Origin of the sequence: Amycolatopsis sp. VS8301801F10 (assembly GCF_046195355.1) — a bacterium.
In the GTDB taxonomy this organism is placed as follows: domain Bacteria; phylum Actinomycetota; class Actinomycetes; order Mycobacteriales; family Pseudonocardiaceae; genus Amycolatopsis.
In genome coordinates this window covers 8,552,309-8,567,927 of record NZ_CP176065.1, presented here as the reverse complement: position 1 = coordinate 8,567,927, position 15,619 = coordinate 8,552,309, and the positions used below count along the sequence as shown (strand labels likewise).

Sequence of the window (15,619 nt, the reverse complement as noted above, 5' to 3'; positions counted from 1 at the left end):
GGAATCTGCGATGACCGTTGAATTCGACGCCGCCGTCTTCACCGCGCCGGACGCGCCGCTGACCATCGAGCGGGTTTCGCTCCCCAGCACGCCGCCGCCCGGCGAGGTGCTGGTGCGGCTCAAGGCGAGCGGGGTGTGCCACAGCGATCTGCACGTGGTCGCCGGGGAATGGGAGACGCCTTCGCCGATGATCCTGGGCCATGAAGGGGCCGGAATCGTCGAAAGCGTGGGCGAGGGAGTCACGAACCTGGCCGAGGGCGATCACGTAGTCCTGTCCTGGACCCCGTCCTGCCGCCGGTGCCGCTACTGCGTCAGCGGCCGTCCGGTTCTCTGCGACCTGGTCAGCCGGCACTCGGCCAACCACCTGTCGTTCGACGGCCGGACTCGGGTCGTCTCGGCGGACGGACGGGACGTCTACAGCTTCGCCGGCCTCGGCACGTTCGGCCAGTACACGCTCGTGCCCGAATCGGCCGCGATCGCGGTGCGCCGCGACGCCCCATTCGAACAGGCTGCCCTGGTCGGCTGCGCCGTGACGACCGGAGTCGGGGCCGCGGTCAACACGGCGAAGGTCCGGCCGAGCGACACCGTGCTGGTGCTGGGCTGCGGCGGTGTCGGCCTGAACGCGATTCAGGGCGCCCGGCTGTCCGGCGCGCGCACGATCATCGCCGCGGACCTCTCCGACGAGAAGCTGGAGCAGGCCCGGGTTTTCGGTGCGACCGAGGTCGTCAACAGCGGGCGGGACAACCTCGCCGACCGGGTCCGGCAGCTCACCGACGGACGCGGGGTGGACGTCGCCATCGAGGCGATCGGATTGCCGCGCACCATCGAGGCCGCCTACGAAGTGCTGGCGCGGGGCGGAAAAGCCGTCGTGGCCGGGCAGGTGCCGGACGGCGTGCGGATCTCGATCGACCCGTTCGTGATGTCCGATCAGGAGCTTTCGCTCGTCGGTTCCAACTACGGCTCGAGCCGGCCCGACGTCGATTTCCCGCTGCTGCTCGAGCACTATCTGCACCACCGCATCGACCTCGACTCGCTGGTGACGCGCGTGATCGACCTGGCGGACGTCAACGAGGCGTTCGGCGAACTCGAGCGCGGCATCGGCATCCGCTCGGTGATCAAGTACTGACGCCCGGACTTCTCCCGAAAGGCACGGACCCTCGCATGGCTCTGGAATCGTCGCGCACCGCCTTCGAACGAGCCCGCCGCAGCGTCGGCGGCGGCGTGGGGTCCGGCCTGCGGGCCGCGATGCGCCCCCACCCGCTCTTCGTGCGGGAGGCCCGGGGCGCGCACGTCTGGGACCTGGACGGCGACCGGTACGTCGACTACGTGCTGGCCTGGGGCCCTCTCGTGCTCGGACACGGCGACCCGCGAGTGCTGGCCGCCGTGTCCGAGACCGCGGCGAAGATGCAGGTGGTCGGCACCGGCCACGCGCTCGAGTACCTCGCCGCGGAGGCGGTCCTCGAAGCCGTTCCGCACGGCGAGCGGCTGGTGTGGAGCAACACCGGAACCGAAGCGGTGCAGGTCGCCCTGCGCCTGGCCCGAGCCGCGACCGGCCGCCGCCGCGTCCTCAAGTTCGCCAAGAGCTACCACGGCTGGCACGACACCGTGTACGCCGGAATGTCCGAAGAGGACAGTGACCGGCCGGCGCGGCCGGGCGGCGAAGGACAGTCGCCCAGCGTGCTGGACGACCTGGTGGTGGGGCGCTTCAACGACGTGGCTCTGGCCGAACGTCTCCTGAACGAGGCCGCCGAACGCGACCTCGCCGCGGTGCTCGTCGATCCGGTGATGAGCAACGCCGGGGTCGAGGCGCCGGCCCCGGAGTTCCTGTCCGCCCTGCGAACTCTCTGCGACCGCCGCGGCGTCGTCCTGATCTTCGACGAGGTGATCGCCGGGTTCCGGATCGCGCGCGGCGGCGCGGCGGAGAAGTACGGCGTGCTTCCCGACCTTTCCGTGTACGGGAAGGCGATGGCCGGAGGATTCACCCAGAGCGCCGTCGTCGGCCGGGCGGACCTGATCGACCAGGTGACGGCGGGCGTCACCCACGCCGGGACCTTCAACGCCAATCCGGTCGCGCTGGCCGCCGTCGAGGCGACGATGCGCGTCTTGGCCGATCCGGAAGTCTACGAGGCGCTTGAGCGGACGTCGGCCGCCTTCGAAACCCTTGTCGGCGGCGCGCTCGCTGCGGTTCCGGGCAGCGGCGGCTTCAACCGGGTCGGCTCGCTTCTCCAGTATGTCCCCGCGGGCGGGGCGACCGGGCTCCACGGGACGGGAGGGCTCTGGACGGTGCTCCTGGAAGGGATGCTGCGGGAGAAGTTCCTGTTCATGCCGTCCGGCAAGGTTTTCCTGAGCACGGCCCACACCGCGGCGGACCTGGAGGCGACGGCGGAGGCGCTGGAGAAGGTGTTGCGGCGGGCGTGAGCCGCGGGATCCGCTGGTCAGCTCGGCTGCCAGCCGGGGTCGCGGCCCAGCAACCGCAGCAACCGGTCCTGCCCGGACGCTGACTCGCTCGGCGTCCCCGGAGCGGCGAAGAACCGGTGCGTCGTCTCGGCGGCGACCGGAGACTCCGCCAGCCCGGCATAGATCGTTTCGAGATCCTCGCTGATCCACGTGACCAGGGCCGGGTCGAGACGGTCGTTGCCGCCCAAAGCCCGCGCGAGATCCCAGGCGTGGATGGTCGAATCCGCGGCCCGCACGGCCAGCGCCTGGCGGCCGGTGACCTTGCCGAGCGGGTAGTCGAGCACCTCGTCCAGCGCACCGGGACGGCCGAAGGCGACGGCGACCAGCCGCACCGACGCGGGATACGCGGTGAGCGGGTCGTCGCCCAGGGCGTCCACGTCGCGCATGCGCAGGAACTCCTCGCGGGTGCCGCCGGCCAGGAGGTCGACGTAGTTGAGGTTGCCGCGCACCAGATGGTTCACGAGCTGGCGCACGTTCCATTCCGCGCAGGGCGTCGGAGCCGCCCACTGTTCCGGGCGGACGGACGACAGCCGCTGGTCGAATTCGGTGCTGGCGGCGAGGAACCGGCCGAGGACATCGCTCATGCTCGCCAGTCTGGAACCGCCAGGACGCTCTCGCTGGCGCAAATCCGACGTGGCGTTACCCGGCGGCTGCGACGAATTCGGTCAAGGCGGCCACGACCGCGTCCGGTTGCTCGTCCGGGATGAAGTGTCCGGCGTTCGGGAGGACGACTCCGGTCGTGTTGTCCGCCCACGGACGGAGGGACGCGGCCATGTCGGGGATCGAGCCGTGGGAGCTGGAGATTCCGAGGACGGGGACGGTCAAATGCTGTCGTTCTAGCGCGGCCCGGTTCTGGCGTGCTGATTCCGCGGCCTCCCGGTAGTAGGCGAGGGACGCCCGGAGACCGCCCTCGGCGGCGAGCGCGGCGGCGTAGTGGTCGGTTTCGGTGCTGTCGAACGGGGTCAGGGATTTGGCGTTCAGGAACCAGTCGACGTACTCGCGTTCGCGGCCGGCGAGCAGGGTTTCGGGAAGGCCGGCCACGAGGTGGAACGCGAAGTGCCAGGTCTTCCAGGCTCGCTCGGGGTCCGTGGGGATGGACTCGGGGAGGGTGATTCCGGGGATGCCCGCGTCCAGCAGGGCGACTCCGTGCAGGCGGTCTTCGTGTTTCAGCGCCAGCGAGAAGGCGACCCACGCGCCGATGTCGTGGGCGGCGAGCCAGTACTTCGGCACGCCGAGCGCGGTCACCGCGGCCTGGACGCGCGAAGCGACGGTGTGCGTGTCGTAGCTGTCGTGCGGGCGCTCGGAGTGGCCCTGTCCGGGCAGGTCGATCGCGACCACGCGGAAGCGCTCGGCGAGGCCGGGCATCGCTTTGCGCCAGGCCCACCAGGTCTGCGGGAATCCGGCGAGCAGGACGAGCGCGGGACCGTCCGTCCGGCCGCCTTCCACGGCATGGATCCCGTCGACCCAGCGGTGGGCGAATCCGGGCAGGTCGGGCAGCGGCAGTTCGGGGATCGGGTTCATGTCTCGAGCGTAACCCATCTTGAACCGATCAGTTCAAGATGGTTAGCATGGACACCACGACGGAGGTGCGGAATGGCCGGGAAGAAGCAGTTCGAGATGGACGTCGTGCTCGACGCGGCGATGGTCCAGTTCTGGCGGGCGGGGTACGCGGATACCTCGCTGGACGACCTGTCCAAGGCGACCGGGTTGAACCGCAGTTCGATCTACTCCTCGCTCGGTGACAAAGACGCGCTGTACCTGCGCTGCCTGGACCGCTACGCCGCGCGTTACGGAGACAAGTACGACCAGGCCCTGTCGAACGCGGCCGAGGATCCGGTGCGGGCGGTGCGGGAGTTCTTCGAAGTCACCCTCGGCCGCATCGCCGATCCAGACGTGCCGGACGGATGTCTCGTCGCCCAGACCGCGATGGCCATCCCGGTGCTGAGCCCGGAGATCGCGGCGCGTGCTGCCGAAGCGCTGGGCCTGCAGCACGCTCGGTTGCGGACCGCGTTGCGGGCCGCGAAACTGCCGCACGCCGACGATTTCGCGGTGCACCTCGCGGCGGTGAACCAGTCGCTGGCTGTGATGAGCCGGGCTGGGACGAGTCCGAAGCAGCTCCGCGCGATAGTCGAGATCAGTCTGGAGGCGCTTTCGCGATCTCACAGAGCGAAGCCCGCAACGGAGAGCTGCCGCTGATCGGATCGCTCGGGCCTTGGCTCAGCACGAGGTTGAGGTTTGCGCTGCCTTCGCCGAACGGCGGATAGCCGGGCTGGCCGAGTTCCCCCGCGGGCTGCCACCAGCCGTGCTGGCCGCAGACGACATTCGGGCGCAGGTTGCCGTTGAACTTCGCCTTCGCGCGGACGCTCCCCAACGGCGTCTCCAGCCGTACCCAATCCCCGGCGCCGATCCCGCGGGCGGCAGCGGTTTCGGGATGGACTTCGACGGTCGGCTCGGGCGCGGATTTGCGCAGGCTGGTGATTTCCCGATGCTGGGTTTCGCAGAAGAACAACGACTTCGCGCAGGTGAGGATCAACGGGTACCGCGTCGCCAGATCCGGGCGGGAAACCGGGCTGATCGACGGCTCGGTGAAGGTCGGCAGCGGCGGATATCCGTGTTCCAGGAACGCTTCTGAGTACAACTCGACGAGGCCGGACGGGGTGCGGAAGCCGCGTTGCTCGTACTTGCGGTGGACTGTTTCCAGCGGCAGCCGGATTCCCTCCGGGGCGGCGCGCAGCCGGTCTAGCGTGAGACCGCTGGGTTCGAGCTGATATCGCCAGGCCGCCTCGATGTCTCCGTGGAAGAACTGATCGCCGAGACCGAGCGCGACGGCGAGGTCGAAGACGATCCGCAGATCCGGCCTTGCCTCGCCGCGCGCCGCCACCAGCGGCTGTCGCAATTGGACAGTCGACTGCGCGGCCTGGCTCGTCTCGAACCCGATCCGCAGCGCTTCGGCTTCCCACGCGCTGGTCGCGGGCAGCACGAGGTCTGCCTGTTCCGCGGTCGGGTTGAGGAACAAATCGGTGTGGACAAAGAAATCCAGCGCGCGGAGAGCGTCTCGGCCTCGTGCGCTGTCGCCGTGTGCCATGACCAGGTTGCCGCCGAAGTTGACCAGCGCGCGGGCCCGGTAAGGCGCGCCCTCCAGAGCCGCGCGGTAGAAATCCTCGCCGGTGACGAACTCGAACCTCGCCGGGCCGAGCGGACGGTCCTGCACCCCGATGGCCTTGGCTCGCTGCTCGGGCGACAGCAGTTCCCGGCCGTCGATCGGGTTGGTCGGCACGGGGGTGAACAGCACGTTCCCGCCGGGCGCGTCGATGCATCCGGTGAGCGCGTAGAGCTGGCCGATGGCGCGTACGGTCTGGGTCGAGTTGCTGTGCTGCTCCAGTCCGCTCCAGGTGTAGAACGCGACCGGACGTTGTTCCCGCAACAGCCGGGCTGTGGCGACGATCTGCTCCGCGGGCACGCCGGTGATTTCTTGGGCGACCTCGGGCGGATACTTCGCGCATTCCTCGGCAATGAGGTCCCATACCCGGCTCGAGGTACCGACCGGCTGCCCCGCGTTGGTCCACCGTTCGACGAATTCCTTGTCGTACCAACCGTTGTCGATCATCACGTGCGTGAGCGACAACGCCAGCGCCGCGTCCGTTCCGGGACGCACACGCAGCCATTGGTCGGCCTTGCTGGCCAGCCCGGCGCGCCGCGGATCGACCACGACGAGCTTGGCCCCGCGGCGCAGCGCGGCGGTGGTCGCGGTGGCGTGCGCGAGCCGCGAGACCGACGGGTTGTAGCCCCAGTAGAGGACGCACTGCGCGTGGTCGAGATCCGGCAGGTACGCGCCGGGCACCGGCTCGCCCCAGGTGTAGAGCGTGGCCAAGCGCCGGCCCCAGCCGCAGAGTTCCAGGTAGCTGACGAAGTTGGGACTCCCGAAGGCGCGCCGCAACCGGGTCAGCCATTCGACGGTGTCCGACATCGCCGACGTGGAGGGCGAGGAACTGCCGAACACCACCGCTTCCGGGCCGGATTCCTCGGCGATCGCGGTCAGCCGGGACGCCACGGTCGCCAGCGCCTCGTCCCAGCCGATGCGCTCCCACCCCGGGTCGGCCGCGCCTTTCGGGGCGGTGCGGCGAAGGGGATGCAGCAGCCGGTCCGGATGCGCGACGATCTCCGGCGCGGCCTTGCCTTTGACGCAGATCGCGGCACCGGTCGGATGGCCGGGCAGCGGGCGGAGCGCGAGCAGCCGCCCGTCCTCGACCGTCGCGGTGGCCCCGCACCTCGACACGCACAGCGGGCAGAACGTCGGCACTTCGGTCGCCATCGCGCACCTCCTTGCTCGTGAGTGCGCGTGCCGGTTCTAACCGGCATAGCCACTCACGAAGCCAGTACCGAAGTCTCCCACACGAATCCGTCCGGGTCCGTGATCCGCCCGGCGTCCCCGCCGATGGTCAGCAGATGCGCGCCCGAACCCTCTACCGGCACCCCGGCGTCCTTGGCCAGTGCCTTCCGGCCGTAAAGCGCCAGCTTGATCGGGCTCGTCTCGAATTCCACATACTTGCGCCCGTAGCTCTTGCCGACCGCGAGCCCGTGCGAGACGTAGAACTGCTTGGTCGCCGCGACATCCGAAGCGCCCAGCAGCAGCACCATCTGGTCGTACTCCCGGACGCCCGGGCCGGAGTCCTTCTTCGTGGAGGTCGCGACCTTCCAGATCGCGCCGTCCGGAGCCTGCACCACGCCGCCGAAACCCCACAGCGACTTGGCGGCCGGCTTCAGCGAAGTGGCCCCCGCGGCGAGGGCGGCGTCGAGGTAAGCGACGGCGTTGGCGGGCTGGGAAACGGTGAGCGACAAGGTGAATCCGCGGAACCCGGTGCTCGGCGCGGCGGCCTGCCGGAAGCGGAGCCGGTCGCCGAGGTCGAACGCGGCGGTGTAGAAGCGCTCGGCGGCGGCGACATCGGGAACGTCGAGGGTGACGAAGTCGAAGGAAGTCATGCCGTGAACGCTAAGTCCGGCACCAGCCCCGACGCTTCTTGATTCCTGATCGCTTATCGAGCCGGGCGCCCAGCCAGCCACGCCTCGCGCCGGCGCGGGGACGCCCGGGACAGCCAAGCGTCCTCGACGACCTCGGCCAGCTCCTGCCGGGTCAAGGAGCCGAGATGGGCGGCGCGGATCAGCACCGACGGGTGGCCGTCGAAATGCGGGGTGGTGAAAAACGGGCTGTCCGGGTCCTGGACCAGCGCCTGCTTGTCCGATTCGGACGGTACCCAGAACACGATCACGTCCGGGTATTTTTCCCCGGTCTCCGGATCGAACGCGTCCGGCCGCGGCGTCCGGAAGAACACGAACGACTTGCCGCCGACCTGGTAGACGGGGTTTCCTCGGGAGCCGCGCACCACCGTGACGTGGGGCATCCCCAGCGCCAGCTCGTGCACGTCCTCGACCCGCGCCCGCATGACCTGCACGATACGGCTCGAACCGCAGCGCGTCAGGTATGAACAGGGCATGGTCACGCTGGATCGGCTCGTCAACGTCCTCGGTGGGTACGGCGCGCGGTTGTGCTGCTGTCCCGTCGCGCGCGAGGTGGCGCTGCGGGACGTGGTGATGGACGATCCCGCCGACCCGCGCGGGTTGCGCGGCGACGTCTACCTCGCGGTCGGCGTCGATTCGGTGCTCGAAGCCGTCGAACGGGCTGCCGAAGCGCGGGCGTCGGTCGTGTTGGTGCGCGGAGCGACGGTGCCGGGGCCGGAGGCGGTGGCCAAGGCGGAAGACGGCCGGGTCGCGGTGCTGCTCGTGGACCCGGAAGTGTCGTGGGGACAGCTCGCGGGCGTGGTCTACGGCCTGGTGCTCGAAGGCCGCGAGACGGAATCCGGCCGCGGTCCGACCGATCTGTTCGCGCTGGCCGACAGCCTCGCCGACGCACTCGGCAGCGCGGTCACCATCGAGGACCAGCTGTCGCGAGTGCTCGCGTACTCCAGCCGTCAGCAGGGCGCGGACCGCGTGCGGCTGGAGACGATCCTCGGGCGGCGAGTGCCGGACCAGGTGCGCGAGCTGTTCGAGCGCCGCGGAGTGTTCGCGCATCTCGCCGGGTCGGACGAGCCGTTGTTCGTCGAGCCCGATCCCGAGCACGGGCTCACCGGGCGCATGGTCGTCGCGGTCCGGGCCGGGCGCGAGACGCTCGGGTCGATCTGGGTGGAGTGCGAGGAGCCGCTGTCCGACGTCCGGCGCACCGTCCTGCACGACAGCTCCCGCACGGTCGGGCTGCATTTGCTGCGGTCGCGGGCGAGCGCTGACCTCGAACGGCAGGTCGAATCGGACCTGGTGATCCGGCTGCTGGAAGGCACTCCGGACGCCGCCGCCGTGCTGAGCAGGCTCGGCTTGCCGCCCGGCCGGTTCCGCGTGGTCGCGCTCCAGGCGCACATCGCCGACGAACGGCATGCCGCGCTGCTGCTCGCGTTCGAGCGCGCGACCACCGGGTTCGGCTGGTCGCGGCCGGGCCGGAGCACGTTGTTCAGCAACACCGTCTACACCGTCCTGCCCGGCGAGGACGTCGAGACCGCTCGCGCGTGGATCGACGGGATCCGGGACGCGTTGCCCGCGCAGGTCACCGTCGCGGCGGGGATCGGCGCACCCGCGTCCACCGCGGAATTGCCCGCCAGCAGGCGGGAATCCGACGAATGCCTCGCGCTGCACGACGTCCGCCCGGAACCCGGCGCGACCGTCGCGTACGACGAGTCCTGGGACGACATCCTGATCCTCCGCCTGCGCGCCGCGGCGGCAGCGGGCCGGGCCCCGGCACGCGGTCCGATCGCCGACCTGGCCCGGCACGACGAGGCCAACTCGACCAGTTACGTCGCGACCCTGCGCGCGTGGCTGGAGACCCAGGGCGACCTCACCGAAGCCGCCGAACGGCTCGGCGTGCACCCCAACACCATCCGCTACCGGCTGCGCAAGATGGCCGACGTGACGCCGCTGCGGCTCGATCTGCCCGCGAAACGGCTGGCGATGATCATCGAACTGGCCGTCGCCGATCCGCAGGATTGACCGATCCGGACAAACCGGCCTGCGCCGATTGGCCGAACTCGACAAAGACCATCCGCCGGATCCGGGTCATCCTGGCCGCATCAGCACAACCAGCGGCACGGCATCGGCGGAGGAACACATGGGCGATCTCGACCGGAAAGGCGGCGAGCCGCGTTCGGCGATCGTGGTCGGCGCGGGCATCGTCGGCCTGTCGACCGCCTGGTTCCTGCAGGAACGCGGCGTGCGGGTGACCGTCGTCGACCGCGAGGGCATCGCGGCGGGCTCGTCGTGGGGCAACGCCGGCTGGCTCTCGCCAGGGCTGTCGATCCCGCTCAACGAACCCGCCGTCCTCCGCTACGGCCTGCGCACCCTGCTTGACCGGCAGGCTCCGCTGCACGTCCCGGCCACTCCGGACCCGAGGCTGTGGCAGTTCCTCGCCCGCTTCGCGGCGAACTGCACCCACCGCTCCTGGAACCGGGCGGTGCGCGCGAACCTGCCGTTCAACGAGCAATGCCTCGAAGCGTTCGACATCCTGACCGCGAACGGCGTGGACGCGCCGACCATCGACGCGCCGATCACCGCTCTGTTCGAAACCTCGGCGAAGGCGCAAACGCTGGTCAAGGAACTGGACCGGCTCGGCGACGCCGGGCAGAAGGTGTCCTGGACCCAGCTCGCCGGACCGGAGCTGCGCGAGCACTTCCCGCAGGTCACCGACCGGATCGGGGCCGGCATCCGGATCGACGGCCAGCGGTACGTCGACCCCGGCCGGTTCGTCGAATCGCTCGCCCGCGCGGTGGTCGGCCGCGGCGGCACGATCCGGCACCGGTTCGAGGTCGCCGCGATCCGCCGGCACGAGTACGCCTACACCGTGCTGTCGGCGAACGGCCAGACCGTCAACGCCAACGCCGTCGTGCTCGCCACCGGCGCGTGGCTCGGGCAGCTGGCGCACAAGTGGGGCGTGCGCGTTCCGGTGCGCGCCGGCCGCGGCTACTCCTTCACCGTGCCGACCGACGAGCCGGTGCCGAGCCCGATGTACCTGCCGGACATCCGGGTCGCGTGCACGCCGTACCAGGGCGGGCTGCGGGTGGCCGGGACGATGGAGTTCCGCAAGCCGGACGACCCGCTGTACCCGGCACGCGTCGACGCGATCGTCGCCTCGGCCCGGCCGCTGCTCAAGGGCCTGCGCTGGGACCGGCGCACCGACGTCTGGGTCGGCTCGCGCCCGGTCAGCGCCGACGGGCGGCCGGTGATCGGCCGGACCGGCGCGCCCGGGATGTACGTCGCGGGCGGGCACGGCATGTGGGGCCTGTCCCACGGCGCGATCACCGGGAAGCTGCTCGCCGAGCAGATCGTCACCGGCAGGCAGCCCGAAGCGCTGCGGCCGTTCGATCCGCTGCGGTGACCCGCGGTGGCTGAGCCGAGATTGCCCGCCGACCCCGCCGGTCCGCCGCTGACCGGGGACGAGCACGCCGAGCTGCTCTTCCTCCGCGCGGAGAACGCCTTGCTGCGCACCGAAAGGGACATCCTGGTGAAAGCAGCGGGCTGGTTCGCCGCCGACGCCGGCGTGCTCGACCGCCGCACCGAGCCCGAGCCCCGCTGACCGCCGCGGGACTCCTCGAAAGTCCGTGGGGGCTGGACGCCTCCTGCTTGCCCGGCCCCCACGGACGTCCTCCGAAAGGCGCCTCTCATGTCGACCACCTCTTCGCGTCCCTGGCTGACCGCCGACGCGCACGCCCGCCTCGCCGCGGAACTCGCCGCCCTGCAGCGCGAACCCGGCCTCGACGAGGGAGCGGCCGAGCACGACCGGCTCGACCGCAGGCAGCACCGGCAAGCGCGGATCCGGCAGCTCCAGGACCTGCTGCGGAACGCGGTCGTCGGCGAAGACCCGCCCGACGACGGGATCGCCGAGCCCGGGATGGTCCTGACCGTCCGCTACGACGACGGCGGGGTCGAGACGTTCCTGCTGGCCGCGCGCGCCGAGGCCGCCGCCGGTCTCGAGGTCTGCTCGCCGGACTCGCCGCTCGGGCGGGCGCTGCACGGCGCGAAGCCGGGGGAGCAGCGGGAGTACGAGGTGCCCAGCGGCGCGCTCGTGCGCGTCACCCTGGTCGAGGCTTATCCCTACGGGCGCTATCGGAACGACGGCTGAACCCGGTTTGGCGATTACCCTGACAGGGGTGACCGACGAAGAGCTCATCATCGAGTTCGCCCTCGCCCGGCTCGACAACCCGAGCCTCGACCTCGAGGAGGTCGCGGCGCTGCTCGTCCGCCGCGTCGGGCCGGACCGGATGCTCGACCTCGCCGCGCGCAACCTCGAGACGCGCGGCGAACTGCGGGGCGCGATGTTCGAGTCGGCGGTCGAACACGTCTTACGCGTCGTCCTGACGCTGCGCGGTCCGGCTGACTGAACCCTGGACAATTCGCTGACCTGCGCGGACAACCCCGGCCATTGACCGTGGACAGCCAGCGGTTGAGGACAAAACGGGCGGCGCGCTGGGATGAGTGCACCGGGATTTCCCGGCTGTACTCCATTTCCGAATCCGTCCGAGGGGACATCCATGAAGATCGGCAAGACGCTGACGGCCGCCTCCGTGCTGGGGATCGCACTCGCCGGGATCGCCGCGCCCGCCGCGTCGGCGGAGACCGCGGCCGCGGCTCCGGCGAGCGCGCAGAGCAAGCACACCGCGAGCATCAAGTGCTCGAAGCCGTCCGGGAAGAAGGCCAACTACTCGTGGGGCGACGGGTTGACGAACGTCACCGTCTACTTCAACAACCACTGCTCGCACAAGGTGTCCGCGGGCATCGTGCTGAAGGACATGGACGGCGCGTTGAGCGTGCAGTGCATGACCACCAACGGCGGCACCAGCGGCAAGAAGAAGTTCCACATCGGCGCGGACCACACGGTCGCGCGGATCCAGAAGGGCTGCAAGCTCTGAGCACCGGCCGCTGAACCGCGGGCGGGCCCGGGCTGCGCCGTCCCGGGCCGCCTGGCAACCTCCAAGGGTCGATGTCGATCACGGGAGGTGTCATGAGCGAGCCCGCGGCCGGGCAGCCCCGGGCCCGCCGAGGCCGCAAGCACATCGTGCCCGACGCCGGCGCGGGTCCGGTCGCCCGGTTCGCCCGCGCGCTGCTGGACCTGAAGCGGGAAGCAGGCGACCCGTCCTACGACCGCATGCGCACCGAACTCGGCGCGGCCGCGTCGAAGTCCGCGCTTTCGGCAGCTACGCGCGGCCGCAGCGCCCCGTCCTGGCCGACGACCTGGGAGTTCGTCCGCAGCCTCGCAGTGACCGGTCTCGCCCGCGACGAGGAGACGGTGCGGCGCGAGTGGCTGGCGCGCTGGGAAGAAGCGGTCGAGGGGCAGTTGTTCGCGGATCCGCCCGGCGCGGAGGCGCGGACGTCTTCGGTGGGCGCACCTTCTGCAGCCCCGGAATCCTCGGCTGATGCTGGTGCGCCGCCGCCCGCTCCGGAATCCTCGTCCGATGCCGGTGCGCCGTCTCCAGCCCGGGAATCTGGGGCTGATGCTGGTCTGCGGTCTTCAGCCCGGGAATCCCTGTCCGATGCCGGTCCGCGGTCTTCAGCCCGGGAATCTGCGGCCGCCGCCGGTCCGCCGCCCCCAGCCCGGGAATCCGCCGCCGATGCCGGTCCGCCGCCGCCAGCTCCGGCCTTCGCCGCCGAACCGGCCGCGGCCCAGCCCCGTCGCTGGGGGTCGATCGTCGTCGCCGCGGCCGTGCTGGTCGTGCTCGGGCTCGTGGCCGCGGTGGTGGTCCTGGCCGCTCCGTCCTCTCGCGAGCGCGGGACCGCCGCCCCGGACTACCCGCTGCCCGGCGACGCGTCCGGCTTCGGCGGCGACGGCCTGCCCGGCGACGTCACCTTCCCGGACGGCGCGAAAGCCCGCTACGGCCAGACTTTCACGAAGACCTGGCGGCTGAAGAACACCGGCTCGGTGCCGTGGCGCGGCCGCTACCTGCAGGTCGCCGGAGGCACCACCGTGCTGTGCCCGTCGCCGCCGCGCGTCCCGGTCCCGGACGCCGAACCGGGCCAGCTGGTCGAGGTGAGCGTCCCGGTGACGCCGACCGGCACCGGAATCTGCCACGTCCTATGGAAGATGACCGACGAACGGGGCGCGCTGGTGTTCCCGGACCGGACCGGGATTTTCTATCAGGTCACCGTCGCGGTGGAGTGATCGAGCGGCCAGGACAACGCGCCCGAGTCCGCAATCGCGGGTCGTCGCTGGTCACCGCCCCAGGAAAGAAAACCGTACCCTTTTCCCTGTTCGCTCGTTTCGCTCCCGCGCATTCCACTGTGGACAATTTCTGTCCGCGCCCGCCCCGTTCCCGGCGCGAATTGGCGGACCCGGAATGGGGCGGTAGCGGTCACATTACGGCGGGTGTCCGGCGCGGACCCTCCGAAGGATCACTCCTCCGGGTGGACCGAGGCGCAATCCGCCATCGGGGCCTCGGTTCCGGTAGCTCAGCGTGAGAAAACTGCCGCGAAGCCGCCGCGTTACATCACTCTTTAGTGGTGAAATTGCGATAATTGTGGTCACTGGAACCGTCCGGCGGGCGCGCTGCGCGACGGATCTTGCTTTGCGTTTCCCGGGCGCCTTGATAATGTCGCGCTCTGCCCGGGACCGGCAGTTGTGCTCGGTCACGCGTGGATTCGGGGATCCGTGCGCCGGCTTCATTCTTGATGTTCGGAAGGACAATTCATGCGTTCTGCCCTGCTGCGCGGACGGACCGTAGCGGTCGCCGTTCCCGCGCTGGCTCTGCTCGCCACCGCCGCCGCCCCGTCGGCGTTCGCCGCCGAGGCGCCCGCCGGCTCGGCCTACGGCGCTTCCGCCTCGGTCTCGCTGCTTCCCGGCGTGCTCGGAGACAAGGGGATCACCGTCGACACCGGCAAGATCGCGCCCTCCTCGACCGCGGGCCCGGAGTCCGCGCAGGTGGTGAACGTGCCGCTGAAGGGCCTGGTCACGGCCAAGGTGATCAGCAGCTCGGCGAAGCAGGACGGCAGCACCGGGCCGGTCGACTCCAAGGCCTCGATCGTCGACGCCGCGCTCCCGGTGCTCGCCCCGCTCGCCGGCTCCACCCCCACCGCCCGCGTGATCAGCTCCGAGTGCAAGTCCACTCCGGACGGCATCACCGCCTCGTCCGAGCTGGCCGGCCTCGACCTCGGCAAGATCGGCAAGCTCCCGGTGTCGACCAAGCCGAACCAGAAGCTCGGCGTCGACGGCGTGCTGCAGGTGATCGTCAACGAGCAGATCAAGCACTCCGACGGCAGCCTCACCGTCAACGCGCTGCACATCAAGCTCCTCGGCGGCGACGTCACCGGCGCGCTCGGCAAGGGCGACATCGTCCTCGCCTCGGCCACCTGCGCCAAGGTCGCAGGCAACCCGAGCACCCCGCCGACCACCACGCCGCCGACCACCCAGCCGAGCAAGCCGGGCACCCCGCCCGCCGAGGGCCCGGGCCAGGTCAAGGTCGTGCCGGTCGGCGCGCCGGAGACCGGCGACGGCACGCTGGCCGCGGTGACCGCCCGGTGACGCGTTCCCGGTTCGGGCTTTTCGCGCTCCTGCTGGCTTTCGTCGCGAACTTCGCCCTGCTGGGCTGCGGTTCGGCGGATCAGGCTCCGCCCGCCGCGGCCCCGGCGAGTGCCGCGGCGGCCGCCCAGGAGGTCGCGGACCCGGTCTCGCTCGACGTTCCCAGCATCGACGCGCATTCGTCGCTGGTGCCGCTCGGCCTCAACGACGACAAGACCGTCCAGGTGCCGCCGGTGGACCAGCCGCTGCAGGCGGGCTGGTACCACTTCGGCCCGAAGCCGGGCCAGGTCGGACCGGCGGTCGTCCTCGGCCACATCGACGGCAACCACCAGAAGGGCATTTTCTGGCGGCTGCACGAGATGAAGAAGGGCGACAAGGTCGTCATCGGCCGCAAGGACGGGTCGAAGGCCTCGTTCACGGTGACCAAGGTGGACCAGATCGCGAAGAAGACATTCCCCACCGAAGCCGTGTACGGCAACACGCCCGATTCGCAGATCCGGCTGATCACCTGCGGCGGCGCGTTCGACCCCGAGAAGAAGAGCTATCTCGACAACATCATCGTGTACGGCACGCTCGACAGCTGAGCGACTGATACCGGGGCCTCGTCGTTTCGCGCTCGGG

At 70.6% G+C, this 15,619-nt stretch carries 17 protein-coding genes; 12 read left to right on the top strand and 5 right to left on the bottom strand.

All coding sequences use genetic code 11. The annotated features are described in order from the left end of the window. Positions 1 to 10: 10 nt before the first annotated feature. A complete protein-coding gene (locus F9C11_RS39250) occupies positions 11 to 1,126 on the top strand; it encodes a Zn-dependent alcohol dehydrogenase (RefSeq protein WP_409182390.1) in 1,116 nt (371 codons plus the stop codon). A gap of 35 nt (positions 1,127 to 1,161) precedes the next feature. Beyond that, complete coding sequence (locus F9C11_RS39245; RefSeq protein WP_409182389.1) at positions 1,162 to 2,418, top strand: aspartate aminotransferase family protein; 1,257 nt, start codon at positions 1,162 to 1,164, stop codon at positions 2,416 to 2,418. Positions 2,419 to 2,435: 17 nt separating this feature from the next. On the opposite strand, the gene F9C11_RS39240 is transcribed toward F9C11_RS39245, so the two are convergent. Both F9C11_RS39240 and F9C11_RS39235 read right to left on the bottom strand, forming a co-directional pair. Then, entirely contained in the window at positions 2,436 to 3,041 is a 606-nt protein-coding gene (locus F9C11_RS39240; protein WP_409182388.1) for a TIGR03086 family metal-binding protein, read from the bottom strand. 55 nt (positions 3,042 to 3,096) lie between these two features. Further along, the gene (locus F9C11_RS39235; protein WP_409182387.1) at positions 3,097 to 3,978 is read right to left on the bottom strand and encodes an alpha/beta fold hydrolase; all 882 of its coding nucleotides are present in this window, start codon (positions 3,976 to 3,978) and stop codon (positions 3,097 to 3,099) included. A gap of 72 nt (positions 3,979 to 4,050) precedes the next feature. Here F9C11_RS39235 and F9C11_RS39230 point away from each other — a divergent pair, with 72 nt between their 5' ends. Beyond that, positions 4,051 to 4,653: a TetR/AcrR family transcriptional regulator gene (locus tag F9C11_RS39230; protein ID WP_409182386.1), complete on the top strand. Its 603-nt coding sequence runs from the start codon at positions 4,051 to 4,053 to the stop codon at positions 4,651 to 4,653. On the opposite strand, the gene F9C11_RS39225 is transcribed toward F9C11_RS39230, so the two are convergent. The 3 genes from F9C11_RS39225 to F9C11_RS39215 are packed head-to-tail and all read right to left on the bottom strand — an operon-like array spanning position 4,592 to position 7,898. After that, positions 4,592 to 6,769, bottom strand: coding sequence for a molybdopterin-dependent oxidoreductase (locus tag F9C11_RS39225; RefSeq protein ID WP_409182385.1), 2,178 nt, complete (start codon positions 6,767 to 6,769; stop codon positions 4,592 to 4,594). The genes F9C11_RS39230 and F9C11_RS39225 overlap by 62 nt on opposite strands. Before the next feature lie 53 nt (positions 6,770 to 6,822). Continuing rightward, complete coding sequence (locus tag F9C11_RS39220) at positions 6,823 to 7,437, bottom strand: glyoxalase (protein ID WP_409182384.1); 615 nt, start codon at positions 7,435 to 7,437, stop codon at positions 6,823 to 6,825. Positions 7,438 to 7,490: 53 nt separating this feature from the next. After that, complete coding sequence (locus F9C11_RS39215) at positions 7,491 to 7,898, bottom strand: MmcQ/YjbR family DNA-binding protein (RefSeq protein ID WP_409182383.1); 408 nt, start codon at positions 7,896 to 7,898, stop codon at positions 7,491 to 7,493. A gap of 49 nt (positions 7,899 to 7,947) precedes the next feature. On the opposite strand from F9C11_RS39215, the gene F9C11_RS39210 reads away from it, so the two are divergent. The 9 genes from F9C11_RS39210 to F9C11_RS39170 all read left to right on the top strand — a co-directional run bounded on the left by F9C11_RS39210 (position 7,948) and on the right by F9C11_RS39170 (position 15,582). Then, positions 7,948 to 9,486, top strand: a complete 1,539-nt coding sequence (locus F9C11_RS39210; RefSeq protein ID WP_409182382.1) for a PucR family transcriptional regulator — start codon at positions 7,948 to 7,950, stop codon at positions 9,484 to 9,486. A 118-nt stretch (positions 9,487 to 9,604) separates the two neighbouring features. Continuing rightward, entirely contained in the window at positions 9,605 to 10,867 is a 1,263-nt protein-coding gene (locus F9C11_RS39205) for an NAD(P)/FAD-dependent oxidoreductase (RefSeq protein WP_409182381.1), read from the top strand. A 6-nt stretch (positions 10,868 to 10,873) separates the two neighbouring features. Next, positions 10,874 to 11,065, top strand: a complete 192-nt coding sequence (locus F9C11_RS39200) for a hypothetical protein (RefSeq protein WP_409182380.1) — start codon at positions 10,874 to 10,876, stop codon at positions 11,063 to 11,065. 87 nt (positions 11,066 to 11,152) lie between these two features. Continuing rightward, complete coding sequence (locus F9C11_RS39195; protein ID WP_409182379.1) at positions 11,153 to 11,611, top strand: GreA/GreB family elongation factor; 459 nt, start codon at positions 11,153 to 11,155, stop codon at positions 11,609 to 11,611. Positions 11,612 to 11,639: 28 nt separating this feature from the next. Next, positions 11,640 to 11,870, top strand: coding sequence for a hypothetical protein (locus F9C11_RS39190; RefSeq protein ID WP_116200055.1), 231 nt, complete (start codon positions 11,640 to 11,642; stop codon positions 11,868 to 11,870). Positions 11,871 to 12,020: 150 nt separating this feature from the next. After that, on the top strand, positions 12,021 to 12,398 hold the full coding sequence (locus F9C11_RS39185) for a hypothetical protein (RefSeq protein ID WP_409182378.1): 378 nt from the start codon (positions 12,021 to 12,023) through the stop codon (positions 12,396 to 12,398). Positions 12,399 to 12,490: 92 nt separating this feature from the next. After that, positions 12,491 to 13,645: an NBR1-Ig-like domain-containing protein gene (locus tag F9C11_RS39180; protein WP_409182377.1), complete on the top strand. Its 1,155-nt coding sequence runs from the start codon at positions 12,491 to 12,493 to the stop codon at positions 13,643 to 13,645. A gap of 525 nt (positions 13,646 to 14,170) precedes the next feature. Beyond that, on the top strand, positions 14,171 to 15,001 hold the full coding sequence (locus tag F9C11_RS39175; RefSeq protein WP_409182376.1) for a choice-of-anchor P family protein: 831 nt from the start codon (positions 14,171 to 14,173) through the stop codon (positions 14,999 to 15,001). Further along, the gene (locus F9C11_RS39170) at positions 14,998 to 15,582 is read left to right on the top strand and encodes a class F sortase (protein ID WP_409182375.1); all 585 of its coding nucleotides are present in this window, start codon (positions 14,998 to 15,000) and stop codon (positions 15,580 to 15,582) included. The genes F9C11_RS39175 and F9C11_RS39170 overlap by 4 nt, the downstream gene beginning before the upstream one ends. Positions 15,583 to 15,619 lie beyond the last annotated feature (37 nt).